This window comes from Streptomyces sp. CB01635, from assembly GCF_002803065.1.
GTDB lineage: Bacteria > Actinomycetota > Actinomycetes > Streptomycetales > Streptomycetaceae > Streptomyces.
In genome coordinates this window covers 225,141-252,125 of record NZ_NNBL01000014.1, presented here as the reverse complement: position 1 = coordinate 252,125, position 26,985 = coordinate 225,141, and the positions used below count along the sequence as shown (strand labels likewise).

24 protein-coding genes are annotated in these 26,985 nt (G+C 71.2%); 16 read left to right on the top strand and 8 right to left on the bottom strand.

The window, feature by feature from the left end; translation table 11 throughout:
* The first annotated feature begins 133 nt into the window (after positions 1-133).
* From pdhA (CG723_RS29340) to CG723_RS29295, 9 genes are all read left to right on the top strand, one after another.
* The gene (pdhA, locus tag CG723_RS29340; RefSeq protein ID WP_100596503.1) at positions 134-1,270 is read left to right on the top strand and encodes a pyruvate dehydrogenase (acetyl-transferring) E1 component subunit alpha; all 1,137 of its coding nucleotides are present in this window, start codon (positions 134-136) and stop codon (positions 1,268-1,270) included.
* On the top strand, positions 1,267-2,271 hold the full coding sequence (locus CG723_RS29335) for an alpha-ketoacid dehydrogenase subunit beta (RefSeq protein ID WP_100596502.1): 1,005 nt from the start codon (positions 1,267-1,269) through the stop codon (positions 2,269-2,271). The genes pdhA (CG723_RS29340) and CG723_RS29335 overlap by 4 nt, the downstream gene beginning before the upstream one ends.
* Positions 2,271-3,599, top strand: a complete 1,329-nt coding sequence (locus tag CG723_RS29330; protein WP_100596546.1) for a dihydrolipoamide acetyltransferase family protein — start codon at positions 2,271-2,273, stop codon at positions 3,597-3,599. Before CG723_RS29335 ends, CG723_RS29330 begins: the two co-directional genes overlap by 1 nt.
* A 150-nt stretch (positions 3,600-3,749) precedes the next feature.
* Complete coding sequence (locus CG723_RS29325; protein WP_100596501.1) at positions 3,750-4,721, top strand: NTP transferase domain-containing protein; 972 nt, start codon at positions 3,750-3,752, stop codon at positions 4,719-4,721.
* On the top strand, positions 4,721-6,253 hold the full coding sequence (locus CG723_RS29320; RefSeq protein ID WP_100596500.1) for a molybdopterin molybdotransferase MoeA: 1,533 nt from the start codon (positions 4,721-4,723) through the stop codon (positions 6,251-6,253). Before CG723_RS29325 ends, CG723_RS29320 begins: the two co-directional genes overlap by 1 nt.
* Positions 6,241-7,347, top strand: coding sequence for a potassium channel family protein (locus CG723_RS29315; RefSeq protein WP_100596499.1), 1,107 nt, complete (start codon positions 6,241-6,243; stop codon positions 7,345-7,347). The genes CG723_RS29320 and CG723_RS29315 overlap by 13 nt, the downstream gene beginning before the upstream one ends.
* Before the next feature lie 106 nt (positions 7,348-7,453).
* Entirely contained in the window at positions 7,454-8,434 is a 981-nt protein-coding gene (locus CG723_RS29310; RefSeq protein WP_100596498.1) for an NAD(P)H-quinone oxidoreductase, read from the top strand.
* Positions 8,435-8,615: 181 nt separating this feature from the next.
* On the top strand, positions 8,616-9,401 hold the full coding sequence (locus CG723_RS46460) for a hypothetical protein (protein ID WP_159032574.1): 786 nt from the start codon (positions 8,616-8,618) through the stop codon (positions 9,399-9,401).
* 449 nt (positions 9,402-9,850) lie between these two features.
* Entirely contained in the window at positions 9,851-10,393 is a 543-nt protein-coding gene (locus CG723_RS29295) for a bacterial proteasome activator family protein (protein WP_100596495.1), read from the top strand.
* Positions 10,394-10,517: 124 nt separating this feature from the next.
* Here the strand turns inward: CG723_RS29295 and CG723_RS29290 are convergent, their stop codons facing one another.
* Complete coding sequence (locus tag CG723_RS29290) at positions 10,518-12,098, bottom strand: protein kinase domain-containing protein (RefSeq protein ID WP_100596494.1); 1,581 nt, start codon at positions 12,096-12,098, stop codon at positions 10,518-10,520.
* A 312-nt stretch (positions 12,099-12,410) separates the two neighbouring features.
* On the opposite strand from CG723_RS29290, the gene CG723_RS29285 reads away from it, so the two are divergent.
* Positions 12,411-14,063, top strand: a complete 1,653-nt coding sequence (locus tag CG723_RS29285; RefSeq protein WP_100596493.1) for a protein kinase domain-containing protein — start codon at positions 12,411-12,413, stop codon at positions 14,061-14,063.
* A 28-nt stretch (positions 14,064-14,091) separates the two neighbouring features.
* On the opposite strand, the gene CG723_RS29280 is transcribed toward CG723_RS29285, so the two are convergent.
* The 3 genes from CG723_RS29280 to CG723_RS29270 form a co-directional block, all read right to left on the bottom strand.
* Positions 14,092-15,102, bottom strand: coding sequence for a phosphotransferase (locus CG723_RS29280; RefSeq protein WP_234374575.1), 1,011 nt, complete (start codon positions 15,100-15,102; stop codon positions 14,092-14,094).
* Positions 15,103-15,137: 35 nt separating this feature from the next.
* Entirely contained in the window at positions 15,138-15,590 is a 453-nt protein-coding gene (locus CG723_RS29275; protein ID WP_100596492.1) for a pyridoxamine 5'-phosphate oxidase family protein, read from the bottom strand.
* Positions 15,591-15,666: 76 nt separating this feature from the next.
* Entirely contained in the window at positions 15,667-16,329 is a 663-nt protein-coding gene (locus tag CG723_RS29270; RefSeq protein ID WP_100596491.1) for a response regulator, read from the bottom strand.
* A 389-nt stretch (positions 16,330-16,718) separates the two neighbouring features.
* On the opposite strand from CG723_RS29270, the gene pdhA (CG723_RS29265) reads away from it, so the two are divergent.
* Genes pdhA (CG723_RS29265) through CG723_RS29255 form a run of 3 tightly spaced genes read left to right on the top strand, consistent with a single transcriptional unit; the run spans position 16,719 to position 20,288 of the window.
* Positions 16,719-17,897 carry a pyruvate dehydrogenase (acetyl-transferring) E1 component subunit alpha gene (pdhA, locus tag CG723_RS29265; RefSeq protein ID WP_100596490.1) on the top strand — a complete coding sequence of 393 codons (1,179 nt, stop codon included), beginning with the start codon at positions 16,719-16,721 and terminating at the stop codon, positions 17,895-17,897.
* Positions 17,898-17,899: 2 nt separating this feature from the next.
* A complete protein-coding gene (locus CG723_RS29260; RefSeq protein WP_100596489.1) occupies positions 17,900-18,880 on the top strand; it encodes an alpha-ketoacid dehydrogenase subunit beta in 981 nt (326 codons plus the stop codon).
* Positions 18,881-18,890: 10 nt separating this feature from the next.
* Positions 18,891-20,288 carry a dihydrolipoamide acetyltransferase family protein gene (locus tag CG723_RS29255; RefSeq protein ID WP_100596488.1) on the top strand — a complete coding sequence of 466 codons (1,398 nt, stop codon included), beginning with the start codon at positions 18,891-18,893 and terminating at the stop codon, positions 20,286-20,288.
* A 181-nt stretch (positions 20,289-20,469) separates the two neighbouring features.
* On the opposite strand, the gene CG723_RS29250 is transcribed toward CG723_RS29255, so the two are convergent.
* Positions 20,470-21,363, bottom strand: coding sequence for a D-alanyl-D-alanine carboxypeptidase family protein (locus CG723_RS29250; protein WP_100596487.1), 894 nt, complete (start codon positions 21,361-21,363; stop codon positions 20,470-20,472).
* A gap of 197 nt (positions 21,364-21,560) precedes the next feature.
* Between CG723_RS29250 and CG723_RS29245 the strand changes: the two genes are divergently transcribed.
* Positions 21,561-22,229, top strand: coding sequence for a GntR family transcriptional regulator (locus CG723_RS29245; RefSeq protein WP_100596486.1), 669 nt, complete (start codon positions 21,561-21,563; stop codon positions 22,227-22,229).
* Positions 22,226-23,533, top strand: a complete 1,308-nt coding sequence (locus CG723_RS29240; protein ID WP_100596485.1) for an MFS transporter — start codon at positions 22,226-22,228, stop codon at positions 23,531-23,533. The genes CG723_RS29245 and CG723_RS29240 overlap by 4 nt, the downstream gene beginning before the upstream one ends.
* A gap of 168 nt (positions 23,534-23,701) precedes the next feature.
* Here CG723_RS29240 and CG723_RS29235 read toward each other — a convergent pair whose 3' ends face one another.
* Positions 23,702-24,526 (bottom strand): maleylpyruvate isomerase family mycothiol-dependent enzyme, encoded by an 825-nt coding sequence (locus tag CG723_RS29235; protein ID WP_100596484.1) that lies wholly within the window; start codon positions 24,524-24,526, stop codon positions 23,702-23,704.
* A gap of 178 nt (positions 24,527-24,704) precedes the next feature.
* On the opposite strand from CG723_RS29235, the gene CG723_RS29230 reads away from it, so the two are divergent.
* Positions 24,705-25,502 (top strand): carbon-nitrogen family hydrolase, encoded by a 798-nt coding sequence (locus CG723_RS29230; protein ID WP_100596483.1) that lies wholly within the window; start codon positions 24,705-24,707, stop codon positions 25,500-25,502.
* A gap of 14 nt (positions 25,503-25,516) precedes the next feature.
* On the opposite strand, the gene CG723_RS29225 is transcribed toward CG723_RS29230, so the two are convergent.
* Together CG723_RS29225 and CG723_RS29220 are read right to left on the bottom strand one after the other, a co-directional pair.
* Positions 25,517-26,011, bottom strand: a complete 495-nt coding sequence (locus CG723_RS29225; protein WP_100596482.1) for an LURP-one-related/scramblase family protein — start codon at positions 26,009-26,011, stop codon at positions 25,517-25,519.
* Between the two features lie 42 nt (positions 26,012-26,053).
* On the bottom strand, positions 26,054-26,929 hold the full coding sequence (locus tag CG723_RS29220) for a YhjD/YihY/BrkB family envelope integrity protein (protein ID WP_100596481.1): 876 nt from the start codon (positions 26,927-26,929) through the stop codon (positions 26,054-26,056).
* Positions 26,930-26,985: the final 56 nt, after the last annotated feature.

The following is a 26,985-nucleotide window of genomic DNA, read 5'->3' as shown; positions in this document are numbered from 1 at the left end:
CAGGCTGTGGAGAACCGTTTGTCCACAGCCTGGAGGTGCCTGTAGCCAAAATGTGCCGACGACCGAACAATCGGTAGGTGGGGCGCATCACACCGTCGCGTCTCTCAGCCGCTTCCAACGAGGAGGTGCCGTCATGACGGTCATGGAGCAGCGGGATGCCTACCGGCCCACCCCGCCGCCCGCCTGGCAGCCGCGCACGGATCCCGCGCCGCTGCTGCCCGACGCCGAGCCGTTCCGGGTTCTCGGCACCGACGCCGCGGCCAAGGCCGACGCCCGGCTCCTGCACCAGCTGTACGCGGAGGTGGTGCGCGGCCGCAGGTACAACGCGCAGGCGACCGCCCTGACGAAGCAGGGCCGGCTCGCGGTCTACCCCTCCAGCACCGGACAGGAGGCCTGCGAGGTCGCGGCCGCCCTCGTCCTGGAGGAGCGCGACTGGCTCTTCCCCAGCTACCGGGACACCCTCGCCGCCGTCGCCCGCGGCCTCGACCCCGTACAGGCCCTGACCCTGCTGCGGGGCGACTGGCACACCGGGTACGACCCGCGCGAGCACCGCGTCGCCCCCCTGTGCACGCCGCTCGCGACGCAGCTGCCGCACGCAGTGGGCCTCGCGCACGCCGCCCGCCTCAAGGGTGACGACGTGGTCGCGCTCGCCATGGTCGGCGACGGAGGCACCAGCGAGGGTGACTTCCACGAGGCGCTGAACTTCGCGGCGGTGTGGCAGGCCCCGGTCGTCTTCCTCGTCCAGAACAACGGCTTCGCCATCTCCGTACCGCTCGACAAGCAGACCGCCGCCCCGTCCCTGGCCCACAAGGCCGTCGGATACGGGATGCCCGGCCGCCTCGTCGACGGGAACGACGCGGCGGCCGTGCACGAGGTCCTCGCCGAAGCCGTGCGCCACGCGCGCGGAGGGGGCGGCCCGACCCTCGTCGAGGCGATCACCTACCGCATGGAGGCGCACACGAACGCGGACGACGCCACGCGCTACCGCGTCGACGCAGAGGTCGACGCCTGGCGCGACCACGACCCGATCCTGCTCCTGGAGCGGGAGTTGACGGATCGCGGACTCCTCGACGAGGAAGGCATACGGGCCGTGCGCGACGACGCCGAGAAGATGGCCGCCGACCTGCGCGAGCGCATGAACCAGGATCCGGTGCTCGACCCCATGGACCTCTTCCGTGATGTCTACGCCGAGCAGACCACCCAACTGCGGGAGCAGGCCGCCCAGTTGCGCGCCGAGCTCGACGCCGAGGCGGACGGGACGGACCGATGACGACTGTCGCCGCCAAGCCGGCCACCATGGCGCAGGCCTTCGGCCGCGCCCTGCGCGACGCCATGGCCGCCGACCCCTCCGTGCACGTCCTCGGCGAGGACGTCGGCACGCTGGGCGGCGTCTTCCGAGTCACCGACGGACTCGCCAAGGAGTTCGGTGACGCCCGCTGCACGGACACGCCGCTCGCCGAGGCGGGCATTCTAGGCACCGCGGTCGGCATGGCCATGTACGGCCTGCGGCCCGTCGTCGAGATGCAGTTCGACGCGTTCGCCTACCCAGGCTTCGAGCAGCTGATCTCGCACGTCGCGAAGATGCGCAACCGCACCAGGGGCGCCATGCCGCTGCCCCTCACCGTGCGCGTGCCCTACGGCGGCGGCATCGGCGGCGTCGAGCATCACAGCGACTCCTCCGAGGCCTACTACATGGCCACCCCGGGTCTCCACGTCGTCACGCCCGCCACCGTCGCCGACGCCTACGGCCTGATGCGCGCCGCCATCACCTCCGACGATCCCGTCATCGTCCTCGAACCCAAGCGGCTGTACTGGTCGAAGGACTCCTGGAACCCCGAGCACCCGACGGACGTCGAACCCATCGGACGGGCCGTGGTCCGTCGGACCGGCAGCAACGCCACCCTCATCACGTACGGGCCGTCGGTGCCCGTCTGCATGGAGGCGGCGGAGGCGGCGCGGGCCGAGGGCTGGGATCTGGAGGTCGTCGATCTGCGCTCCCTGGTGCCGTTCGACGACGAGACGGTCAGCGCGTCCGTGCGCCGGACCGGGCGGGCGGTCGTCGTGCACGAGTCGGGCGGTTTCGGCGGCCCCGGCGGTGAGATCGCCGCGCGCGTCACCGAACGGTGCTTCCACCACCTGGAGGCGCCGGTCCTGCGGGTGGCCGGGTTCGACATCCCGTATCCGCCGCCGATGCTGGAGCGGCACCATCTGCCGGGAGTCGACCGGATCCTGGACGCGGTCGCGCGACTCCAGTGGGAGGCGGGCAGCTGATGGCACAGGTCCTCGAATTCAAGCTGCCCGACCTCGGCGAAGGCCTCACCGAGGCTTCGATCGTCACCTGGCTCGTCCAGGTCGGCGACGTCGTGGCGGTGGACCAGCCGGTCGTCGAGGTGGAGACCGCCAAGGCGATGGTCGAGGTCCCGTGCCCCTACGGGGGCGTGGTCACCGCCCGCTTCGGCGAGGAGGGCACCGAACTGCCCGTCGGCTCGCCCCTCCTGACGGTCGCTGTGGGCACACCGGCCGAGGGGGAGGGTGACGACGAGGGGTCCGGGAACGTCCTGGTGGGATACGGCACCGCGGCTGCCCCCGCGCGCCGCCGCCGGGTTCGCCGACAGGACGACCTCCCCGTGGCAGCGCCTGCAGCACCCACCCGGAATGCCCCGTCCGCCCCGGTTCCGGAGGCGCCGCCGCGGAGCGGACCCGTGCCGGTCATCTCCCCCCTCGTGCGCAAGCTCGCCCGCGAACACGGTGTCGACCTGCGCGAGTTGCCCGGGTCGGGACCCGAAGGACTCATCATGCGGGCCGATGTCGAGAGCGCCATGCGGGAGACGGTGCAGGTACGGGCCCACGTGGCGGAAGCGGAGGTCGTGGCCCCGGCTCCGGCCCAGGCCCCGGTGGGCGGGACCGCCGACGGCATCCGCGTCCCCCTGCGCGGCCTCCGAGGCGCCGTGGCCGACAAGCTCACCCGCAGCCGCCGCGAGATCCCCGACGCGACCTGCTGGGTGGACGCCGACGCCACGGAGTTCATGCACGCGCGCGTGGCCATGAACGCGGCCGGCGGGGAGAAGATCTCCGTACTCGCCCTGCTCGCCCGCATCTGCACCGCGGCCCTGGCCCGCTACCCGGAGCTCAACTCCCGGGTCGACATGGCGGCCCGTGAGGTCGTGCAGCTCGACGCCGTGCACCTCGGGTTCGCCGCCCAGACCGAGCGCGGACTCGTCGTCCCCGTCGTGAAGGACGCGCACGTACGCGACGCCGAGTCCCTGAGTGCCGAGTTCGCCCGCCTCACGGACGCGGCGCGGGCCGGCCGAATCACGCCCGGGGAACTCACGGGCGGCACGTTCACGTTGAACAACTACGGCGTCTTCGGCGTCGACGGTTCGACGCCGATCATCAACCACCCCGAGGCAGCGATGCTCGGCGTGGGCCGGATCATCCCCAAACCCTGGGTCCACCAGGGGGAGTTGGCGGTGCGCCAGGTCGTCCAGCTGTCACTCACCTTCGACCACCGGGTGTGCGACGGCGGCACGGCAGGCGGCTTCCTGCGCTACGTCGCGGACTGCATCGAACAGCCGGCGGTGCTCCTGCGCACCCTGTGAGGACGAGCCTGCGCCTCCTGTGAGCGCGAGTGTGCGCACCCTGTGAGCACGAACGGCCCGCCCCCGCCCACCTCGATGTGACGTAAATCCTCGCGGGTGCGGGCCGTTTCCAGGGGTGGCAATGATCCTTCGTGCGCCCATACTCGGGGGATGAACGCTGCTCCCGCGCCGAGCCGCCCCGCCCACGACGCCGTCGTGCTCGCCGGCGGCGCCGCCAGACGGCTCGGCGGCGCGGACAAGCCCGCGGTCCGCGTCGGAGCCAGGCCGCTGCTCGACCGGGTACTGGCCGCCTGCGCCACGGCCCGCACCACGGTCGTCGTCGCCGAACCCCGACCCACCGCGCACCCCGTGCGCTGGACCCGCGAGGACCCGCCCGGCGGCGGACCGCTGGCCGCACTCGACGCCGGCCTGCGCGCCACCACGGGCGACCAGGTCCTCGTCCTCTCCGCCGACCTGCCCTTCGTGAGCGAGCAGACGGTACGGGGCCTCCTCGATGCCCTTGACGCGGGAACGGCGGACGGGGTCATGCTCACCGACGCCGACGGCCGGGACCAGCCGCTCGTCGCCGCCTACCGCAGCGCACCCCTGCGCCACCACCTCGCCGAACTCGCAGCCGCGCACGACGACGGCCTCTCCGGGCTGCCCCTGCGGCTGCTCGTCGGCCGACTCGAACTCACCCGCATCACCGACCCCGTCGCGTCCTTCGACTGCGACACCTGGGACGACATCGCCGCCGCCCGGTCACGTATCAGGGAGCATGGGCACGTGTTGGATGAATGGATCTCCGCAGCCAAGGACGAACTGGGCATCGAGCTCGACGTCGACACCGGCGTCCTGCTCGACCTCGCCCGCGACGCCGCGCACGGTGTGGCCAGGCCGGCCGCTCCCCTGACGACATTCCTCGTCGGGTACGCGGCCGCGAACGCCGGAGGAGGCCGCGAGGCCGTCGCCGAGGCCTGCGCGAAGGCCGCCGCGCTCGCTGACCGCTGGGCGAAGGAGGCCGCGGACGAGGAAGCGTCGGCGCCCGGGACGACGGGTGCCGGCCCGGCTGCCTCGTCCGACAGCCCCGCATCCCGCGGCGACTCACCCGGGGGCTCCGCGGGCGTGCGGCCGGACGCGTGATGAGCGGTCAGAGCGCGGAGTCGCTCGCCGCGCAGGCGCGGGCGGCCGAGGACGGCGCCGTCGACGAGGCCCTCGCCCTGGTCAACGAGGCCCGGGCGGCGGACGGCCGCGGTGCGGGCGGTGCGGGACGCTCCGGCGGGGCAGGTTCCGGTACGGGACGCCCAGGACACGGTTCGGCAGAGAGCGCCCGGCGCACCGGCCCCGCCACCCCCACCAGCCACACGGACCACCCGGACCGCAAGGACCCTGCGCGCAACAGCACTTCCTCCAGCCACCGAACCGACTCCCGGCACCAGGCCGCCCCCTGGTCCGCTGCGCGGGCCGTCGCCGGGCGGGCCGGACGCGCGGCCGCCGCGCTCCGGGGAGGTGCGGCGGAGTGCCGCGTGCCGCTCGATCGGGCGCTGGGCCTGACGCTGGCCGAGCCCCTCGCCGCGCTCTCCGACCTCCCGTCGTTCGACACGTCCGCCATGGACGGCTGGGTCGTTGCCGGGCCGGGCCCCTGGGACGTACGGGCCGAGGGGATGCTCGCCGGGCAGGACCGGCCCGAGCCGCTGTCCGACGGTGAGGCCGTCCGGATCGCGACCGGCGCCCGGGTCCCCAGAGACGCGACCGCCGTCATCCGCAGCGAACACGGCCGCACCGACGACAAGGGACGGCTGTTCGCCCTGCGCGACGTCGGCCACGGCCAGGACATCCGCCCCCGCGGCCAGGAGTGCCGCTCCGGCGACCAACTCCTGCCCACCGGAGCCCTGGTGACGCCCGCGGTGCTCGGGCTGGCCGCGGCCGCCGGGTACGACGAACTGCTGACGGTGGCGCGGCCGAAGGCCGAAGTGTTCATCCTGGGCGACGAGTTGCTGACCGAGGGCCTCCCCCGTGAGGGCCTCATCAGGGACGCGCTCGGCCCCATGCTGCCGCCGTGGCTGTGGGGGCTCGGCGCGCAGGTCACCTCCGTACGGCGTCTGGGCGACGATCCGAAGTCGCTGCTCAAGGCCGTACGGGCGTCGAACGCCGACCTCATCGTGACGACCGGCGGCACCGCCTCGGGCCCGGTCGACCATGTGCACCCGACGCTGAGCCGGGTCGATGCCGAGCTGCTCGTCGACGGTGTCGCGGTGCGGCCGGGGCACCCGATGCTGCTCGCCCGCACCAAGGAACGGCAGCACCTCGTCGGCCTGCCGGGCAACCCTCTCGCGGCCGTCTCCGGGCTCCTCACGCTCGCCGAGCCCCTGTTGGGGATCCTCGCGGGACGTCCGGAGCAGGAGCCGTACACCGTGCCGCTCCAGGGGGCTGTGCACGGGCATCCGCATGACACGCGGCTCGTCCCTGTCGTCGTGCGGGGGGATGTGGCCGTGCCGCTGCGCTACAACGGTCCGGCCATGCTGCGCGGGATCGCGGCGGCCGACGGGCTCGCCGTCGTCGCGCCCGGCGGCGCGAAGGCCGGGCGGGAGGTGGAGATCCTCGACCTGCCGTGGTCGTGGAGCCCGACAGGTGGCGACGGAGGCTACGGCGCTGCCGAGAGGTGTTTCACGTGAAACTTCCCGGCCATGACGCGATGGCCCGCCAGGACGACGAGAAGGTCGTCGCCCGCCAGGTGAAGCTGCCCAAGCGGGTTGTCGAGCGGCCCCTGCGGCAGGTCGCCCGGCGACTGATAGTGGCGCTCGCCGTGCTGGTCGCGACGGCGTTCATCGTCTGGATCGACCGCTCCGGCTACAGCGACAACTCCGACAACAGCGTCGACCTGCTGGACGCGTTCTACTACGCGACCGTCACCCTCTCCACGACCGGGTACGGGGACATCACACCCGTCAGTGACGGTGCCCGGATCGTCAACATCCTCGTCATCACGCCGCTGCGCGTGCTGTTCCTGATCATCCTGGTCGGCACCACTCTCGAAGTGCTCACCGAGCGCACGCGGGAGGAGTGGCGACTGAACCGCTGGAGGTCCAACTTGCGTGACCACACCGTGGTCGTCGGCTTCGGCACGAAGGGCCGGTCGGCGATCCAGACCGTCTGCGCGACGGGCCTGAAGGCGGATCAGGTCGTGGTCGTCGACCCCAGTAGCAAGGTCATCGAGGCGGCCACGGCGCACGGGTTCGCCGGGGTCGTCGGCGATGCCACGCGCAGTGATGTGCTGTTGCGGGCCGAGGTGCAGAGGGCGCGGCAGATCATCATCGCCACCCAGCGGGACGACACCGCGGTCCTGGTGACCCTCACCGCCCGCCAGCTCAACCGCGGGGCGAAGATCGTGGCGGCTGTCCGCGAGGAGGAGAACGCTCCGCTGCTGCGGCAGTCGGGCGCCGACGCCGTCATCACCAGTGCCAGCGCGGCGGGCCGGCTGCTCGGACTCTCCGTGCTCAGCCCGAGCGCGGGCATGGTCATGGAGGACCTCATCCAGCAGGGCACCGGCCTCGACATCGTGGAACGGCCGGTCATAAAGGCCGAGGTGGGGCTGAAGGTCCGCGAGACCGAGGACCTGGTGGTGAGCGTGGTGCGCGGGCACCGGGTGCTGGGTTACGACGACCGGGCCATCGGCACACTCCAGTTGACGGACCGTCTGATCACGATCGTCCGGGCCACCCCCGGCACCCAGGCCATCCCGGACACGCGACGGCTGCCGCGGGACTGACAGCCGGGGCTCGCGGGGGACGGCCAGTTGGGGGCCCGGGAGGATTGGCAGTCGGGGCACGCGCCGACCCGTCTCCTGGATTGCTCCGAGGAGTAGCCTCGCCGGCATGTATGCGATCACGATTCCGGAACCCGGTGGACCTGAGGCGCTCGTCTGGGCGGAGGTCCCCGATCCCGTACCCGGTGACGGCGAAGTGCTGGTCGAGGTGGCGGCCGGGGCCGTCAACCGCGCCGATCTGCTTCAGCGTCAGGGCTTCTACAACCCGCCGCCCGGCGCGAGCGACATCCCCGGTCTGGAGTGCTCGGGACGCATCGTCGCCCTCGGCGCCGGTGTGTCCGGCTGGTCCGTCGGCGACGAGGTGTGCGCGCTTCTCTCGGGCGGCGGTTACGCCCAGAAGGTCGCCGTCCCGGCCGGCCAGCTCCTGCCCGTGCCCGAGAACACCGACCTCGTCACGGCGGCCGCGCTGCCCGAGGTGACCTCGACCGTCTGGTCGAACGTCTTCATGATCGCCCACCTGCGCCCCGGCGAGACCTTCCTGGTCCACGGCGGCTCCAGCGGCATCGGCACGATGGCCATCCAGCTGGCCAAGGCCATCGGGGCCAAGGTGGCGGTGACGGCGGGCAGCAAGGAGAAGCTCGACTACTGCGCCGAGCTCGGCGCCGACATCCTGATCAACTACCGCGAGCAGGACTTCGTGGAGGAGATCAAGCGGGCCACCGACGGCGCGGGCGCGGACGTCATCCTCGACAACATGGGCGCCAAGTACCTGGACCGCAATGTCCAGGCGCTGGCCACCAACGGTCGCCTCGCGATCATCGGCATGCAGGGCGGCATCCAGGGCGAGCTGAACATCGCCATGCTCCTCAACAAGCGCGGGGCCATCACCGCGACCTCGCTGCGCGCGCGCCCGCTGGCCGAGAAGGCCGCGATCGTCGCCGCCGTACGGGAACACATCTGGCCGCTGATCGACTCGGGCCGCGTCCGGCCGATCGTCGACCGGAAGCTGCCGATGAGCGACGCGGCGCAGGCGCACCGGGTCCTGGAGGAGAGCGGGCACATCGGGAAGGTGCTGCTCGCCGTCGAGTAGATCCATCGGCGGGCGGGGGCGTGGCCCGGGCGAGCTGGTGGCCCCCCAGGCCCCCAGGCGGCCGGGCGGCGTGGCCGGAGTGAGTGGAGTGACACCAAGGTGCCGGAATTGGTGCGTCGTGTGACGCTGATTCCGGGATTCCTCCGATCTTGGTGACTCGATTCCGGGAGGGGCGCGCGGAATGACTCCACGCCTCCGCACCACCGGCCGCCCGCTGCTGTGGCCTCTGCTGTTCCTGGCCCTCCTCCTCGGACCGGCCACCTCAGGCACTTACGCGTACGCCGCCGAACCCGCGCCCACGCGCGCCCCCACCTCTGCCCCCGCCCCCGCCTCTACCTCTACCTCCACCCCTGCCTCCGCCTCTGCCGGCGAGGCACACGCCGGTAGCCACCCCGGCAAGGGCCGTACGCCGCCGGGGCGGACCGAGTCGGAGCCCCCGGTCCACGACCGCCCCGAACAGAAGCCGCCCACGGGCCGGCCCAGCGACGGGCACTCCGCGGCCGGACCCTCCGCGCCCGGCACCGGGAAGCCCTCGGCGAGTGCCTCCCCCAGAAGGCCCAGCGCTTCCCACGCCAGTCCGAAGGCCTCCCCCGCGAAGGCCTCCCCCGCGGGCCCCTCCCGCAAGGGCCACTCCGCCGGTAAGAGCCACTCCGCCTCGGCCTCCGCCGTCGCGCCGCCGAAACGGTCCCGCCCTCCGTCGGCGGACCCGCCCCGCACCCGCCCGGCCCACGCCTCCATACCCGTGCCCCCGGAAGAGCCGCAGGCCCGCGAGGACGGCTCCGACGAGCAGCAGGTCCAGCCGTCGGCCCGGCCCACCGGCGTCCCCGTGGACACCGCCGCCCGCACCCCGCGGCCGACCGTCGCCGAACCCGTGGTCCCCGGTGTGGGTGTCCTGCCGCTGGGCTCCGGCCTGGTCCTCGTGGGCCTCGGCGTCGGATTCCTGGCACTGCGCCTGCGCCGCACGTGAAATCTGGCCCCCATGTGAAATCTGCGCCGCACGTGAAATCTGACCCGCACAGGAAATCGCTGCCGCACCTGAAGTCGCTGCCGCACCTGAAATCCCGCCGCTCATGAAATCTGCCCCGAACGAGAAATCTCCGCTGCCCATGACATACGCCCCGCCCATGGCCCACACGCTCCCCATGACCCAGCCGCGACCGCACGCGCGACCCACGCCCTACGCACCCCCCACGCCCGACACCCCCCGCTCCGCCGAGTCCCGAGACCTCCCGTCCCGACCGGCCCGTGGCCCCCGTTCGACGCCCCGCCCGCCCCGCAAGCCGCCGCCCGCGTCGCGCAGACCCGTACGCGTCGGGAACACGGTCGGTCACGGTGGGAGCACGCCCGAACACGGTGGATCACCCTCGTATGGGGGCACTACCCAGGTGTGATGGTGCGGTGCGAGAGAATGGCGGCATGGAGATGCCGAGGAACGAAAGCTCGCCGCAGAGCCCCCAGGTCCTGGTCGTGGGCCAGGACGGAATGGCGCTCGGCGGCGGTGGAGACGACGACTCCCGCGAGGTTCCGGTGACGGAGATGGTGGAACAGCCCGCCAAGGTGATGCGCATCGGCAGCATGATCAAGCAGCTGCTCGAGGAGGTGCGGGCGGCTCCTCTGGACGAGGCGAGCCGGGTGCGGCTCAAGGAGATCCACTCCAGCTCCGTGAAGGAGCTCGAGGACGGTCTCGCGCCGGAGCTCGTCGAGGAGCTGGAGCGCCTCTCCCTGCCGTTCACCGACGAGGCGATCCCGAGCGACGCCGAACTGCGGATCGCGCAGGCCCAGTTGGTGGGCTGGCTGGAGGGGCTCTTCCACGGGATCCAGACGACGCTGTTCGCCCAGCAGATGGCCGCGCGGGCCCAGCTGGAGCAGATGCGCCGCGCGCTGCCGCCCGGCGTGGGCGGCGGCGAGGAGGGCGACGACCCGCGGATCGCCGGCCGCTCCGGAGGCCCGTACCTGTAAAGACGCAGGCGCCCCTACCCGGTACCTGTCGCAACCCGAATCGAACCCACAACGCGAAGGCGCCCGGCCGGTCACCATGACCGGCCGGGCGCCTTCGTATGTCGTATGCCGGGAGGGCGGCGGCTCAGGCGCCGCCGTCGGTGCCCGCCGCGTCGTTCCCGCCCGGGTCCCCGTTGGCGCCACCCGTGGGCGGCTCCTCCGTGGGCAGGCTGGGACCGTCCGAGGGCGGCTCCTCGGAGGTCGGCTGGCTCTTGGTCGGCGTCGGGTTCGAGGGCTCGTCGCTCGGCTCGGACGCGCTGCCGGACGGCGTGACGTCATCCGTGCTGGGCTCCTCCGACGGCGAGGGTTCGGACTGCCCGCCGGTCCCGGTGTCCGGGTCCGTGGTGTCGTCCTGGGGGGCGGTGTCGTCGGAGCCCTGGGTGGGCTCCTCCTCCTTCTGGGAGTGCGACTGCGTGGGCGACTGGGTCGTGCCGGTGCCGCCCTTGTGGTCGCCGCCACCGGTCATCGCCCAGGCCGCGCCGCCCGCGATGGCGATCACGGCGAGGACCGCGAGGATCCACATCTTGCCGCGACCGCTGCCGCCGCCTCCCCTGTGGCCGCCGTCGAAGCCGCCGTCGTCGCTGCCCGGGGGCCGCAGCATCGGCTGGGCCGCCGTACCGCCGTCGGTCGGGTGCGGCAGTGCCGTCGTGCCCGCGACGCCCATGGCCGGGGTGTTGCCGCCCTGGTGCATGTCGGCGGCGACCGGGCCGGTGTTCCACGTGTTGGTGTGGCCGCCCTGGTCGTACAGCATCTGCAGCCCGTACTGCACGAGGCCGCGCATCTCCTCGGCGGTCTGGAACCGGTCGTCCGGGTCCTTGGCCAGGGAGCGCATGACGAGGCCGTCGAGCTCCGGCGGCGCCACGTCCGAGACCTCGGAGGGCGGCACCGGCACGTCCTGGACGTGCTGGTAGACGACGGACAGCGGGGTCTCGCCGGTGAACGGGGGCCGCAGCGCGAGGAGTTCGTAGAGCAGGCAGCCGGTCGCGTACAGGTCGGAGCGGTGGTCGACGGCCTTGCCGAGGGCCTGCTCGGGCGACAGGTACTGGGGCGTGCCCATGACCATGCCGGTCTGCGTCATGGTCGACTGCGCGCCGTGCAGGGCGCGCGCGATGCCGAAGTCCATCACCTTCACCGCACCGGTGTTGGTGATGATCACGTTCGCCGGCTTGATGTCGCGGTGCACGATGCCGTGCTGGTGCGAGTAGGCGAGGGCCTCCAGGACACCGGAGACAATGATCAGTGCCTGCTCGGGGCCGGGCGCCTCGGCGTTCAGGAGGAGGTCGCGGATCGTGCGGCCCTCGACGATCTCCATCACGATGTAGGGGACGACCGAGCGGCCGACGGTGTCCTCGCCGGAGTCGTACACGGCGACGACCGCGTGGTGGTTGAGGCCCGCGACCGACTGGGCCTCGCGCGTGAAGCGGGCCTTGGAGACCGGGTCCTCGGCAAGGTCGGAGCGCAGGAGCTTGACCGCGACGGTGCGTCCGAGCCGGACGTCCTCCGCGGCGAAAACCTCCGCCATGCCGCCCCGGCCGAGTCTGTGGGTCAGCCGGTACCGGCCGTCGCCGACCAGCCCGCCGTTGCCCCACAACTCCGGCGCATCTGACATACCGCCGCCAGCCGCCTCGGGGTCGGACGGGCCCTGAGCGCGCTGCGTCTGTGCCATCAGTCCTCGCCGTCGTTTCTGTCCGCGTCCGTGTCCGCACTCTCGGATGTACGCGCGGTGGTCGTTACGGTCTCCGTCGGGCCACGCTACAGGCTTCGCCCGGCGCGCCGTCCCGAGATGGACCGGCCATCAAACCTTCTGCGGGCAATGCGATGCAAATCGTCTGGGCAATTCCTGTAACGCTTCCGCGACGCTTCTTGCCCGTACGGTCACGGAACGGGCACCGAGCTTGACGTGCCGGTGCCACGGGGCAGACTTGGCCGGGAATAGTGGTAATCGATCACCGGCCGCGCCGATGGGGGACGTAGAAACATGAGCCAGGACGGCGCACAAGGCCGGTACGCAGGGCGTGCTGTCGCCGGCGGTCGCTACCAGCTGCGTGATCTGCTCGGCGAGGGCGGCATGGCCTCGGTCCACCTCGCGTACGACTCGGTGCTCGACCGCCAGGTGGCGATCAAGACGCTGCACACCGAGCTCGGGCGCGAGCAGGCGTTCCGTGAGCGCTTCCGCCGCGAGGCCCAGTCCGTGGCGAAGCTCACGCACACGAACATCGTCTCGGTCTTCGACACCGGCGAGGACGACCTCGACGGGATGACCACTCCGTACATCGTCATGGAGTACGTGGAGGGCCAGCCCCTCGGCTCCGTGCTCGACGCGGATGTCGCGCACTACGGCGCGATGCCGACCGACAAGGCCCTGAAGATCACGGCAGATGTGCTCGCGGCGCTCGAGATCAGCCACGAGATGGGTCTGGTCCACCGCGACATCAAGCCGGGCAACGTCATGATGACGAAGCGGAACGTCGTCAAGGTGATGGACTTCGGCATCGCCCGCGCCATGCAGTCCGGTGTCACGTCGATGACGCAGACCGGCATGGTCGTCGGCACCCCGCAGTACCTCTCGCCCGAGCAGGCCCTCGGCCGTGGCGTGGACGCCCGCTCCGACCTGTACTCGGTCGGCATCATGCTGTTCCAACTGGTCACCGGGCGGCTGCCGTTCGAGGCGGACTCGCCGCTGGCCATAGCGTATGCGCATGTCCAGGAGGAGCCGGTGGCTCCTTCGTCGATCAACCGGTCGGTGCCCCCGGCCGTGGACGCGCTGGTCGCCCGCGCGCTGAAGAAGAACCCGAACGAGCGCTTCCCGAGCGCCGAGGCGATGCGGGACGAGTGCCTGCGGGTCGCCCAGTCGCTGCACGCCGCGGCGCCCAGCATCGTGCCGGGCGCGCAGACGTCCAGTGGCGCGGGTGTCGGTTCCGCGGTGTTCCCGCCGGTCGACCAGTCGACGGCGGCGCCGACCGGCCCGGTGCAGACGCCGTACCAGCCGGGCCCCTACGGGACGCCCGCTCCGGCGCCGGCCACTCCGGGCTACGGATATCCGCAGCAGGGCTACCAGACCCCGCCGCCCACCTCTCCGTACGCGCCTCAGCAGCAGCAGTATCAGCAGCAACAGCACCAGCAGACGCCTCCGCCGTACACCATCTCGCCCCAGACGACGCCGAGTTCGGCGGGCTCCGGCGGCGGTGGCGGCAAGCGGAACACCGGCGTGATCGTCGGTTCGATCGTCGTCGCTCTGATCGCGGTCGGCGGTCTGATCACGGCCCTGACACTGAACGGCAATGACGAGAAGGGCGGCGGCGATGCGAAGAAGTCACCGTCGGCCGTCGCCGGTCACAAGGGTCCCGATCTGACGAAGACGATGGAAGAGGACGAGTGCACGGAGCCTGACACGGGTTACAACGACCCGGACAAGGTCATGCTCCCGGACTTCACCTACAAGAACATCAAGTCGGTCAAGGCCTGTATGCAGGCCGCCGGTTGGAAGTTCGACGTCCGGGACGTCGACGAGAACACCTTCGGTGAGGGCACGGTCATCGTGCAGTACCCCAAGGCGCGCACGGAGATCGACCCGAAGAACCCCGAGTCGATCCAGCTCCAGGTTTCCACGGGCGACCCGGCGTCGGGCTGACCCGGCCGGTCCGGCTCACTGACGGCCGCTACTCGGCGAACGCGTTGCGCACCGCCCCGTACTCCTTCGTCCACCACACGGCGAGCGCCGACGCCGCGGGGAACTGGGGATCGGCGCGGGTGTCGCCGCGTTCGTAGCGCCAGCGCAGTATCCAGAAGTCGTTGAGCCGCTCCCACCACACACGGTGGACGGCGGCCGCGAGTTCGTCCGCGCCGGCGCCCGAGGCGCGGCGGTACGCGCGCGCGTAGGCCCGTACCTTCGGCAGGTCGAGGGTGCCGGCGGGACGCACGAAGAAGATCACGGCGGCGCGTACGGCCTCTTCGGCGCGCGGCTGCACCCCGAGCCGGTCCCAGTCGACGATCGCGGCCGGTACGCCGCCTTGGTAGAGCAGGTTGAACGGGTGGAAGTCCCCGTGCACCCAGCCGGTCGCCGAGGCCTGCGGAGGCCGCCGCCCCGCGCAGGACTCCAGGAGTGCGCGGCGCTCCACGAGCCGGTGCCGCGCCAGCTCGTCGAACGCGTCGTGCGGGCGACGGCTGCGCACCCGCTCCAGCAGGGTGTCGATGAGCGCGAGGGTGTCCGCGGGATCGGCACTGGCCCGCCCACGCGCGGGCGCGGCCCCCATGACCTTCTCCAGACAGGCGTGTACGAGTCCCAGGAGCGCCCCGAGCGTGCGGCACTGGGCCGCCGTGAGCTGGGCGCCGCTGCGGTGGCGGCCCTCGACCCAGGGGTGCAGGGCGTAGCTGGCGCCGCCGATGACGGTGACGGTGCGGCCGTCGGAGGCGGGCAGGGGCGGCGCGACGGGGACGCCGAGTGCGGCCAGGCGTTCGGTGGCGCGGTGCTGGCGGGCGATGGCGGCCGGGTCGGCGGTCTCGGGGTCGAAGTGGTGCTTGAGGAAGTAGCGACCGCGCGTGGTGGCGAGCCGGTAGCCGCGGTTGAGCAGGCCCTGGTCGACGGGTTCGCAGGCCAGCGGTGAGCCGGCGTCGTACTGCCGCAGCAGGGCGCGGAGCGGTGGGGCGGGGTGAGCAGATGAGCGCGGCACGCGCCAGATGTTAGGGCACCCTGGGTAGCCGGTGGCTACAGAACGTGGCGAAAGGCCCGCTTCGAATGACGGGCGCCGCCCGTCAGTTCGTGCACGGTGACGAACTGGGGCTCGATCCGCAGATGGACGGGGTCGAACGGCTCCCCGTCGGCGAAGCGGGGCGCGGGGCCGAAGAGGCCGAGTTCGCCGGGGGTCGGTTCGACGGCCACGCAGGTGCCGACGAACTGGACCGACCACTGGCCGTCGGCGGGGTCGCCGTTGTTCAGGTTGTCGGCGCCGTATGCGACGACGCTGCCGGCGCAGGCCCGGTGGTAGCCGTGGCCCTTGTGCATACGCAGGACGACCCGGCCGTCCACCACGATGTGGCGGGCCGAGGCGAGGAAGGGGAGGGCGCGCATGCTGGTCGCCACCCGACCGTGGTCCACGCTGCCGATCAGCTCGATGGCGCGCTGTTCCTGGGCGCGGTCCAGCTGGAATTCGGAGGGCATGTTTCCACAGTGCGCCACCGGAAGCGCGCCGTAAAAGAGGCCCCGGTCCTCTGCGAAAGGGACGTAAGTCCCGAATTCAGTGGCGCTTCTCGGCCTGCAGCCGCGCGACATATGCGGCGGCCTGCGAGCGGCGTGCCATGCCCAGTTTCGACAGCAGGCTGGACACGTAATTCTTGATCGTTTTCTCGGCGAGATGCAGGCGTTCCCCGATGACGCGGTTGGTCAGGCCCTCGCCGATCAGGTCGAGGATCTTGCGCTCCTGCTCGGTCAGGCTCGCGAGCCGGTCGTCCTCCTTGCCGCGGCCGCCGCCGCGGAGCCTTTCGAGGACGCGGGCGGTGGCGACGGGGTCGAGCAGGGACTTTCCGGCGGCGACGTCACGGACCGCGTTCAGGAGCTCGTTGCCCCTGATGGCCTTCAGTACGTAGCCGGAGGCGCCCGCCATGATCGCGTCGAAGAGTGCCTCGTCGTCGGCGAACGAGGTCAGCATCAGGCACTTGATCGAGTCGTCCTGGGAGCGGATCTCGCGGCACACCTCGACGCCGCTGCCGTCCGGGAGCCGCACGTCCAGGACCGCCACATCGGGGCGCGTGGCGGGAATGCGGACGACGGCGTCGGCGGCGGTACCCGCCTCGCCGACGACTTCGATGTCCCCTTCCACGGAGAGCATCTCGTGCACTCCGCGGCGTACGACTTCATGGTCATCGAGTAGAAATACACGAATTTTTCCGTCTTCGGACACGCGGCCAGTCTCACATACTGGCTCTTCCCGTGCCCGAGGTGACCGGGATAACGTGCCGGTGTTCCGGCTGCCTGCCAGGCTTGTGACCGGTGCTCCGAATGGTGCTTTGACCGCGTCTGACCAGCGAGTGTTCCGCAGTTGCTCGATTTACTTGGATATCCAAGCAAAATCGCAGGTCAGATGGGGTTTCGCAGATATGTGGGGCACTGGGTAACGTGCATCGTGCAGGGCGCTCGCCGGGGCACCTGTCACGCCTGTACCCGGCCGAGTCGCACCCACCCCGTGCGCGGGACGGACCAGGCGAGCCTCCCCGAGGCCCTTATCGAAGGGCCGGGGGGACCCCCAGGCTTCCCGGCGAACCCGGGGGCCGGATCGACGGAGGAGCACACGTGACCGTGGACAGCACTGCCGCCGCGCGTACGCCGCGCAAGCGCACCGCTGCGAAAAAGTCTGCGAAGAAGTCCCCGGGAGTGGGAGCGCCCGACCTCGTCCAGCTGCTGAGCCCCGAGGGCCGGCGCGTGGAGGACCCCGCGCACGCCGAGTACGCCGCGTTCGTCGAGGACATCACGGCCGACGAGCTGCGCGGCCTGTACCGGGACATGGTCCTCACCCGCCGCTTCGACGCGGAGGCGACGTCGCTGCAGCGCCAGGGCGAGCTGGGCCTGTGGGCCTCGCTGCTCGGCCAGGAGGCCGCGCAGATCGGCTCGGGCCGCGCCACGCGCGACGACGACTACGTCTTCCCCACCTACCGCGAGCACGGCGTCGCCTGGTGCAGGGGCGTCGACCCGACGAACCTGCTCGGCATGTTCCGCGGCGTGAACAACGGCGGCTGGGACCCGAACAGCAACAACTTCCACCTGTACACGATCGTCATCGGCTCGCAGACGCTGCACGCCACCGGCTACGCCATGGGCATCGCCAAGGACGGCGCGGACAGCGCCGTGATCGCGTACTTCGGTGACGGCGCCTCCAGCCAGGGAGACGTCGCCGAGTCGTTCACGTTCTCCGCGGTCTACAACGCGCCCGTCGTGTTCTTCTGCCAGAACAACCAGTGGGCGATCTCGGAGCCGACCGAGAAGCAGACCCGCGTGCCGCTCTACCAGCGCGCGCAGGGCTACGGCTTCCCCGGCGTCCGCGTCGACGGCAACGACGTGCTCGCCTGCCTGGCCGTCACCAAGTGGGCCCTCGAGCGGGCGCGCAGGGGTGAGGGGCCGACGCTGGTCGAGGCGTTCACGTACCGCATGGGCGCGCACACCACCTCCGACGACCCGTCGAAGTACCGGGCCGACGAGGAGCGTGAGGCGTGGGAGGCGAAGGACCCGATCCTGCGCCTGCGCACCTATCTCGAGTCCGAAACTGACACGGACGAGGGATTTTTCGCGGAACTCGAGGCCGAGAGCGAAGCGTTGGGTCTTCGAGTACGCGAGGTCGTGCGGGCCATGCCGGACCCGGACCGGATGGCCATCTTCGAGAACGCGTACGCGGACGGGCACTCGCTCGTCGACGAGGAGCGTGCCCAGTTCGCCGCCTACCAGGCGTCGTTCTCCGATGCCGAGGGAGGCAACTGATCATGGCGGTACAGAAGCTTCCGCTCGCGAAAGCGATCAACGAGTCGCTGCGCCTGGCGCTCGAAACCGACCCCAAGGTCCTGATCATGGGCGAGGACGTCGGCAAGCTCGGCGGCGTCTTCCGCGTCACGGACGGGCTGCAGAAGGACTTCGGCGAGGACCGGGTCATCGACACCCCGCTCGCCGAGTCCGGCATCGTCGGCACGGCCATCGGCCTCGCGCTGCGCGGGTACCGGCCGGTCGTCGAGATCCAGTTCGACGGTTTCGTCTTCCCCGCGTACGACCAGATCGTCACGCAGCTCGCGAAGATGCACGCCCGCGCGCTCGGCAAGATCAAGCTGCCGGTCGTCGTGCGAATCCCCTACGGGGGCGGCATCGGCGCGGTCGAGCACCACTCGGAGTCGCCGGAAGCGCTGTTCGCGCACGTGGCGGGCCTGAAGGTGGTCTCCCCGTCGAACTCGTCGGACGCGTACTGGATGATGCAGCAGGCCATCCAGAGCGACGACCCGGTGATCTTCTTCGAGCCGAAGCGGCGCTACTGGGACAAGGGCGAGGTCGACACCGAGGCGATCCCCGGACCGCTGCACGGCGCGCGCACGCTGCGCGAGGGCACGGATCTGACGCTCGTCGCGTACGGGCCGATGGTGAAGGTCTGCCTGGAGGTGGCCGCGGCCGCCCAGGAGGAGGGCAAGTCCCTGGAGGTCCTCGACCTGCGCTCCATGTCGCCGATCGACTTCGACGCGGTGCAGAAGTCCGTCGAGAAGACCCGCCGGCTCGTCGTGGTGCACGAGGCCCCGGTCTTCCTCGGTACGGGCGCGGAGATCGCCGCCCGGATCACCGAGCGCTGCTTCTACCATCTGGAGGCGCCCGTGCTGCGGGTCGGCGGCTATCACGTGCCGTACCCGCCGGCGCGCCTCGAGGATGAGTACCTGCCGGGCCTCGACCGGGTGCTCGATGCCGTCGACCGCTCGCTTGCGTACTGAGGAGAGGGCCGTGACGACGATGACAGACGCTGCGCTGGCCGAGTTCAAGATGCCCGACGTGGGCGAGGGGCTCACCGAGGCCGAGATCCTCAAGTGGTACGTCCAGCCGGGTGACGCGGTCACCGACGGGCAGGTCGTGTGCGAGGTGGAGACGGCGAAGGCGGCCGTCGAGCTGCCCATCCCGTTCAACGGGGTGGTGCGCGAGCTGCGCTTCCCCGAGGGGACGACGGTGGATGTGGGGCAGGTGATCATCGCGGTGGACGTCGCGGGCGGATCCGGCTCTGCGGCCGCCGCTCCCGCTGCCGTTTCCGTGCCGGAGCCCACGGCGCCCGAGCCCGAGGCTGAGCCGAAGGGGCGGCAGCCGGTGCTTGTGGGGTACGGGGTTTCCGAGGCGTCGACGAAGCGCCGGCCTCGCAAGGGCGACGTGGTGGCTGCCCCCGCGGCGGTCACGGAGCCGGCGCTCGAGCCGCAGGCTCCCGCGAAGGGGAACGGGCGCCCGCTCGCCAAGCCCCCCGTGCGCAAGCTGGCCAAGGATCTCGGCGTCGACCTCGCCTCACTCACGCCCTCCGGTCCTGACGGCGTCATCACCCGCGAGGACGTGCACGCGGCCGTGGCCCCGGCTCCCGAGCCGGTCGTGACGCAGGCGCAGGTACTGGCACAGCCGCAGGAGCCGGTCGCCGCCGCGCCGGCCGTCGTCCAGGACGGCGTCCGCGAGACCCGTATCCCCGTCAAGGGCGTACGCAAGGCGACCGCGGCCGCGATGGTCGGCTCCGCGTTCACCGCGCCGCACGTCACGGAGTTCGTGACGGTCGACGTGACGCGGACGATGAAGCTCGTCGAGGAGCTGAAGGCCGACAAGGAGATGCAGGGGCTGCGGGTCAATCCGCTGCTGCTCATCGCCAAGGCGCTGCTCGTCGCGATCAAGCGGAACCCCGAGATCAGCGCGTCCTGGGACGAGGCCGCCCAGGAGATCGTGCGCAAGCACTACGTGAATCTGGGCATCGCCGCCGCCACACCGCGCGGTCTGATCGTGCCGAACATCAAGGACGCGCACGCCAAGACCCTGCCCGAACTGGCAACGGCGCTGGGCGAGTTGGTGTCGACGGCCCGCGAGGGCAAGACGTCGCCCGGCGCCATGCAGGGCGGCACGGTGACCATCACCAACGTCGGCGTCTTCGGCGTCGACACGGGCACCCCGATCCTGAACCCGGGTGAGCCGGCGATTCTCGCCGTGGGCGCGATCAAGCTCCAGCCGTGGGTCCACAAGGGCAAGGTGAAGCCCCGCCAGGTCACCACCCTGGCTCTGTCCTTCGACCACCGCCTGGTCGACGGCGAGCTCGGCTCGAAGGTGCTTGCGGATGTGGCGGCGATTCTGGAGCAGCCCAAGCGGCTGATCACCTGGGCCTGAGCGAACAACACGGGGCCGTCCCTGAGGGGCACGGCCCCGTGTGGCGTACTCAGACCGCGATGGAAATACACGGAGACCTCGATCTTGTCGTCGGCGGGGGTGCGCTCCGCGACGGAGGCCGACGCGACGAAGGGCCCGCCGCAGCATGCGGCAGGCCCTTCGTCTCTTCAGTTTTCGAGGGTTACTTCTTGAACCCGTAGTCCATGAGCTTCTTCGCGTCCGCCGTGCGGTTCGTGACGGAGGAGGAGGCGAGGACGGTGCCGATGACCGTCTTGCCGTTGCGGGTGGCGGCGAAGACCAGGCAGTACTTGGCCTCGGGCCCCGAGCCGGTCTTCACACCGATGGTGCCGGAGTAGCTGCCGAGCAGGTTGTTCGTGTTGGACCACGACATGTAGCGGTAGCCGCCGCTCTTCGTGGTGACCTTCTGCTTCGTCGACGTCGTCTTCACGACCGCGCGGAACGTGGAGTTCTTCATCGCGGACGAGGCGATCTTCGTCAGGTCGCGCGGCGTCGAGTAGTTCGCCCCGCTGCCGATGCCGTCGAACGAGTCGAAGTGCGTGTTCTTCAGGTTCATGTCCGTGGCGGCCTTGTTCATCTTGCCGATGAAGGACTTCACGCGGGCGGCGCGCGTGCTGCCGGAGCCGAACTTGTCGGCCAGGGCGTACGCGGCGTCGCAGCCGGACGGGAGCATGAGCCCGTACAGGAGCTGGCGGACGGTGACCTTGTCGCCGACGATCAGGCGGGCCGACGACGCGTTCTTCGCGACGATGTAGTCGCTGTACGCCTTCTGGATCGTGACCTTGGAGTCCAGGTTCAGGTTCGACTGCGCCAGGACGACCTTCGCGGTCATGATCTTGGTGGTGGAGCCGGTGGAACGGCGGGTGTCGGCGGCCTTGGTGAAAAGGCTCGTACCGGTCCCGTTGTTCATCACGTAGCCGCCCTTGGCGACGATCGTGGGGGTGGGCAGCGTGGCCGCCTGCGCGGAGGTGGCGAAGACCCCGCTGGCCAGGACCGCACCGGCGGTCACGGTGGCAGCGGCGGTTACGCGGCGAATGCCCTTAATGCGGGTTTTCAAGTTGAACGCTCCAAATGCCCCTGGAATGCGGCCACATGAGGGTGCCGCTCGCTGAAGAGACTCATGAGCGCGGCGGATGGATGTGCCGGATTGCGGAGTATTTATGGCGAGGGGGCGGCTTCAGTCGTTCGGGGGTGCCGCGTCCGCATCCTGGACGGCCGCCGACGATGCGTACGTGTTGTATCTATGATGTGCGCATGCCTCCCGCGCCCCCGTCCCCCACCGCCGTCAAGCGACCGCCGGCTGCCGACCGCGTCTACGACCACGTCAAGCGCAGCGTCCTCGAACGCCGCTACGAGGGCGGGACGTTGCTCACCGAGGGCGAGCTCGCCGAGGCCGTCGGGGTCTCCCGCACCCCGGTGCGCGAGGCGCTGCTCAAGCTGGAGGTCGAGGGGCTGATCAAGCTCTACCCGAAGAAGGGCGCCCTGGTCCTCGCCGTCTCCGCACAGGAGATCGCGGACGTCGTCGAGACCCGCCTCCTCGTCGAGGAGCACTCCGTGCGCAAGGTGGTCCCCGCCCCCGCGAGCCTGATCGCCCGCCTGGAGGAACTGCTCTCGCTCCAGCAGACCCAGGCCGCGGCGGGCGAGTTCACCGACGCGGCCGGCACCGACCGCTGCTTCCACGCCGAGATCGTCCGCAGCGGAGGGAACGCGATTCTCTCCCGCCTCTACGACCAGCTGCGCGACCGCCAGCTGAGAATGGGCGTCGCCGTGATGCACTCGCACCCGGACCGGATCGCCAAGACACTCACCGAGCACGAGGAAATCCTCGACGCGCTGCGCGCGGGCGACGCCGAGGCCGCCGTCACCGTCGTCCGCCGCCACGTCGGCTGGTTCTCGAACCTGGCGCGGGGCGAGGTCCGATGAGCAGCTCCGCCGGCGCCGCGTCACTGCCCGGGGATCCGCCCGGCGGCCGCAGGGCCATGGGCGTCTGGTCCATCGGCGTCGCCGTCTACTTCGTCGCCGTCATCTTCCGCACCTCACTGGGCGTCGCGGGCCTCGACGCCGTCGAACGCTTCCACATCAACGCCTCGGCGCTGTCCACGTTCTCGATCCTCCAGCTGCTCGTGTACGCGGGCATGCAGATACCCGTCGGCCTGATGGTCGACCGGCTCGGCACCAAGCGGGTCCTGACGATCGGCGTCGTCCTCTTCACCATCGGCCAGCTGGGCTTCGCGTTCTCGCCCTCGTACGGGACGGCCCTCGTGTCGCGCGCGCTGCTCGGCTGCGGCGACGCGATGACGTTCATCAGCGTGCTGCGGCTCGGCACGCGCTGGTTCCCCGCCCGGCGCGGGCCGCTGGTCGCGCAGCTCGCGGGTCTCGTCGGTATGGCCGGCAACCTCGTGTCGACGCTCGTGATCGCCCGGCTGCTGCACGGCGTCGGCTGGGAGGCCGCGTTCGCCGGCAGCGCGCTCGCCGGTGTCGTCGTGCTCGTCCTGATGCTGCTCTTCCTCAAGGACCACCCGGAAGGCTTCGAACCGGCGCCCGTGCGGCACACCGGCGGGGCCTTCGTACGCGGACAGATCCTCGCGTCCTGGCGCGAGCCGGGGACGCGGCTCGGTCTGTGGGTGCATTTCACGACGCAGTTCCCGGCGATGGTGTTCCTGCTGTTGTGGGGCCTGCCGTTCCTGGTGGAGGCGCAGGGCCTCTCGCGCGGGACCGCCGGTGAACTGCTCACCCTCGTCGTGCTGTCCAACATGCTGATCGGGCTCGTCTACGGGCAGATCGTGGCCCGGCACCACACGGCCCGGCTGCCGCTCGCGCTCGGCACGGTCGCCGGTACGGCCGTGATGTGGGCCGTGACGATCGCCTACCCGGGGGACCACGCGCCGATGTGGCTGCTCGTCATGCTGTGCGTCGTGCTCGGGGCGTGCGGGCCCGCGTCCATGATCGGGTTCGACTTCGCGCGCCCGGCGAACCCGCCGGAGCGGCAGGGGACCGCGTCCGGGATCGTCAACATGGGCGGGTTCGTCGCGTCGATGACGACGCTGTTCGCGATCGGGGTCCTGCTGGACGCGACCGGCGACAACTACCGGATCGCGTTCTCCGCGGTGTTCGTGCTCGAGGCGCTCGGGGTGAGCCAGATCCTGCGACTGCGCCGACGCGCGGACCGGCGCGAGCGGGAGCGGCTTGTGGCCAGCCGGGTGGAGACGGTGCACGTACCGGCCTAGGCGTAGGAGTAGGACCTCCTCACCTGAGACCTCCCCGCGTAAGCGACGGGCCCCGGTTGCCGTTTCCGGCACCGGGGCCTTGCCCGTCCGCTCCGCCGCCCTGGCCCCCGTACGGGCTACGGCGTCGTGGCCCCCGTACGGGTTACGGCGTCGTGGCCCCCGTACGGGTTACGGCGTCGTGGACAGCGAGTTCAGGATCGCCTGGGCGAGGTCCAGGTCGCCCTCCGTCTTGACCCGGTCGGACACCGCGTCGGGCGTCACACGGCCGCAGGCCAGCTTGACGAAGGTCTCCCAGTCGAGGGAGAGCGTCACGGCCGGGCCCAGCGACGGGGCGCCGTCGATCGTGCCGCGTCCCTCCGCGTCGACACGCACCGTGCGCAGGAACTCGACCGGCCCGTGCACATCGAAGACCACCGCCGAGTTCGCGGGCGCCGACGCGTCCTTCGCGACGACCTTCGGCAGAACGGCGAACAGCATGTCGCGCGTGACGTACGCGCCCGGCGAGTCGAGGTTGCCCGGCCGGCCGAGGGCCACGCGCAGGTCCTGCTCGTGCACCCACACGTCGAACGCCCGCTTGCGCATGGCGAATTCGAGGGTCTCTTCCGTGCCGAGCGGCCCGCGCACCAGCGCGCCCGGCTCGCGCGACTCGTTGCGCAGCTGCCGGGAGCGCCGGATGATCGTGTACTCCAGCTCGGACGTCATCTCGGGCGCCGTGTGGTGGCGCCGCACGTCGACCTGCATCTCCATGTACCGCTGGTGCTCGTTCTGCACGTGGTACAGGTCGCGCGGCAGTGTGTGGATGGGCCGCGGGTCACCGAGCATCTCGCAGTCGAGGCCGATGACGTGGGACACGATGTCCCGCACCGACCAGCCGGGGCATGGTGTGGCCCGGCTCCATTCGCCCTCCACCAGGGGCGTCACCAGCTCGGATATCGCTTCGATGGAATGCGTCCAGGCATCGGCGTAGGACTCAAGACTGGGGTGGAGACTCACGGAACGGGACCCCTCGGGCGGTTGTGGCGCGGGCATTGGGTGTCTTGGAACGCGTCTGCGGGGGTCCGGGGGGAACCCCCGGAAATGCACAGTACGCTGCTGGCAGGCACCCCGGCAGTGCTTTCGTGTGACGATCGTAGGCCCGTGTAGACGGCTCGAATGCCAGGACGGTGGTAGTGTGCGCGCCTCGCTCATCCAGATCCGTGTAGATGATGACGAATCGCCCAATTCCCGTCGGCTGCGCGCCGCTTCGATGGTGCGGGATCAAGCCGGGTCCGCCGACCTCGTCGTCCTCCCCGAGCTGTGGACCACCGGCGCCTTCGCCTACGAGGCCTTCGCGACCGAGGCGGAGCCCCTGGAAGGCCCGACGTACGAGGCGATGGCGAAGGCCGCGAGCGACGCCGGCGTCTGGCTGCACGCGGGCACGATCCCCGAGCGTGACCCCGACGGGCCGCTCTACAACACCGCGCTCGTCTTCTCCCCGGACGGCGAACTCGCCGCCGCCTACCGCAAGATCCACCGCTTCGGCTTCGACAAGGGCGAGGCCGTGCTGATGGGCGCGGGCGAAGAACTCGTCACCGTACGCCTGCCGGAGACCGTCCTCGGCGTCACCACTTGCTACGACCTGCGCTTCCCCGAGCTGTACCGGGGCCTCGTCGACCGGGGTGCAGAAACGCTTCTCGTCTCCGCCGGCTGGCCCGAGCGGCGCCGCGCGCACTGGACGCTGCTCGCCCAGGCGCGCGCCGTCGAGAACCAGGCGTACGTACTGGCCTGCGGCACCGCCGGTACGCACGCGGGGGTGCCGCAGGCCGGGCACAGCGTCGTCGTGGACCCCTGGGGCCAGATCATCGGGGAGGCGGGCGCCGGCGAGGAGGTCCTCACGGTCGAGTTCGACGGGGCGGCCGTCGCGGGGACCCGCGAGCGGTTCCCGGCGCTCAAGGACCGGAGGCTGGGGCTGGAGCCGCCTCGACGGTGAGGGGGCGCCAGCCGTCAGTCCTCCCCCCGCTCCTTCTCCGCCAGGCGGATCACGCACACCGCGACGGCGATGATCAGCGCCGGGTCCGCGTCCTCGCGGATGACGTCGACGCCGTACGTGTCGCGGACCCGTAGCCGGCGGCGGGAGATGTGGGCGAGCATCTCGCCGTCGTACTCGACGACGAACTCGCGGTCGAGGATCTTTCCGCTGACGTCGAGTTCGGTGCCGTCGGCCAGTTCGACCCGGTAGTGGTTCCGTAGCAGTGACAGGCGCTTGCGCTTGATCTTGGCGAGGGCCTCGTCGCCGCGCTCGATGACCATCGTGTCGCGCAGGGCGAACATCTTCTCGTGGATGTCGATGAGCACCCGCCCGTCGGGCCCCTTCAGCTCGAAGGTGTCCCGCAGGCGCATCGCCTTGCCGTCGACGAGGAAGGCCTTGTGGCCCTGCTCGTCCTCGATCCAGTAGTCCTCGCCCACCGCGAAGAGCCGCTCTCGAACTTCGTATCTCATACGTCGAAGGGTGCCCAGCGCGCGCGAGAGGACTCTCCCCCCTCACCCGGGCGGCGGCGTTCCGAGGCGGCGGGCGAGGGGCGGTTCATGGGCGAGGACGTACCCCGTGGCGATCCCCACGCACACGACCGTGAACAGTGCGATGAGCCACGAGAGGAGCGTGAACACGAGGCCGAGGGGGCCGAACTCGGACACTGAGCGGTTCAGGGTGAGCGGCATGTAGAAGCGTGACGCCCAGGCGAGGACGACCACGCCCGTGCCGGTCAGGACGGCGCCGGGCAGCAGTGGCAGCCACGGCACGCGGCTGCCGAGCAGCATGTGCTGCGTCCACCACCACAGCAGGGTGCTCGACGCGAACGACAGCGGCAGGCCGAGCCAGGGACCCAACCCGAACCCTTCGCTCAGCAGCCCCTGGACCGTCAGCGCGGACAGCCACACCAGCAGCCACACCAGCCACCGCCACGCGATGAGGCGCAGGCCGGCGGGCCGAACGTGCCAGGAGCGTTCGCACACGCGTTGTAGGGCGCGGCTGCACGAGGTTGCCGAGAGCAGCGTGACGAGGACGCCGACAGCCCCCGAGGTATCGCGTGCGGTGTCGTCGGGCGTCCCGAACACCTGCCGGACCTGGTCGAGGGCGGGGCCGGACAGGCCGAGCGCGTACGTGGCCGACTCGATGAGGCGGTCGCGCACAGCGGCCGGGGCGAACGCGGCGATGACGAAGAGCACGGGGATCGCCGTCAGGAAGGCCTGCGCGGCCAGTCGCGTCGAGGAGTCGAGGAGACTCACGTCCACCATCTGCCGGGTCAGGCGCGTGATGAACGGCAGCCGCTCCCGCAGCTCACCGGCCCGCGCGGCGCCCCACCGCGCGACCTTGGCCAGAGTCCCGGTGAGACCGCCGCGCGCGCTGTCGTCCCTCATAGCTGCCAAGCGTCGGCCACGCGCGCGCCGGTCCGCCCGCAGACGCGCCGTGGGGG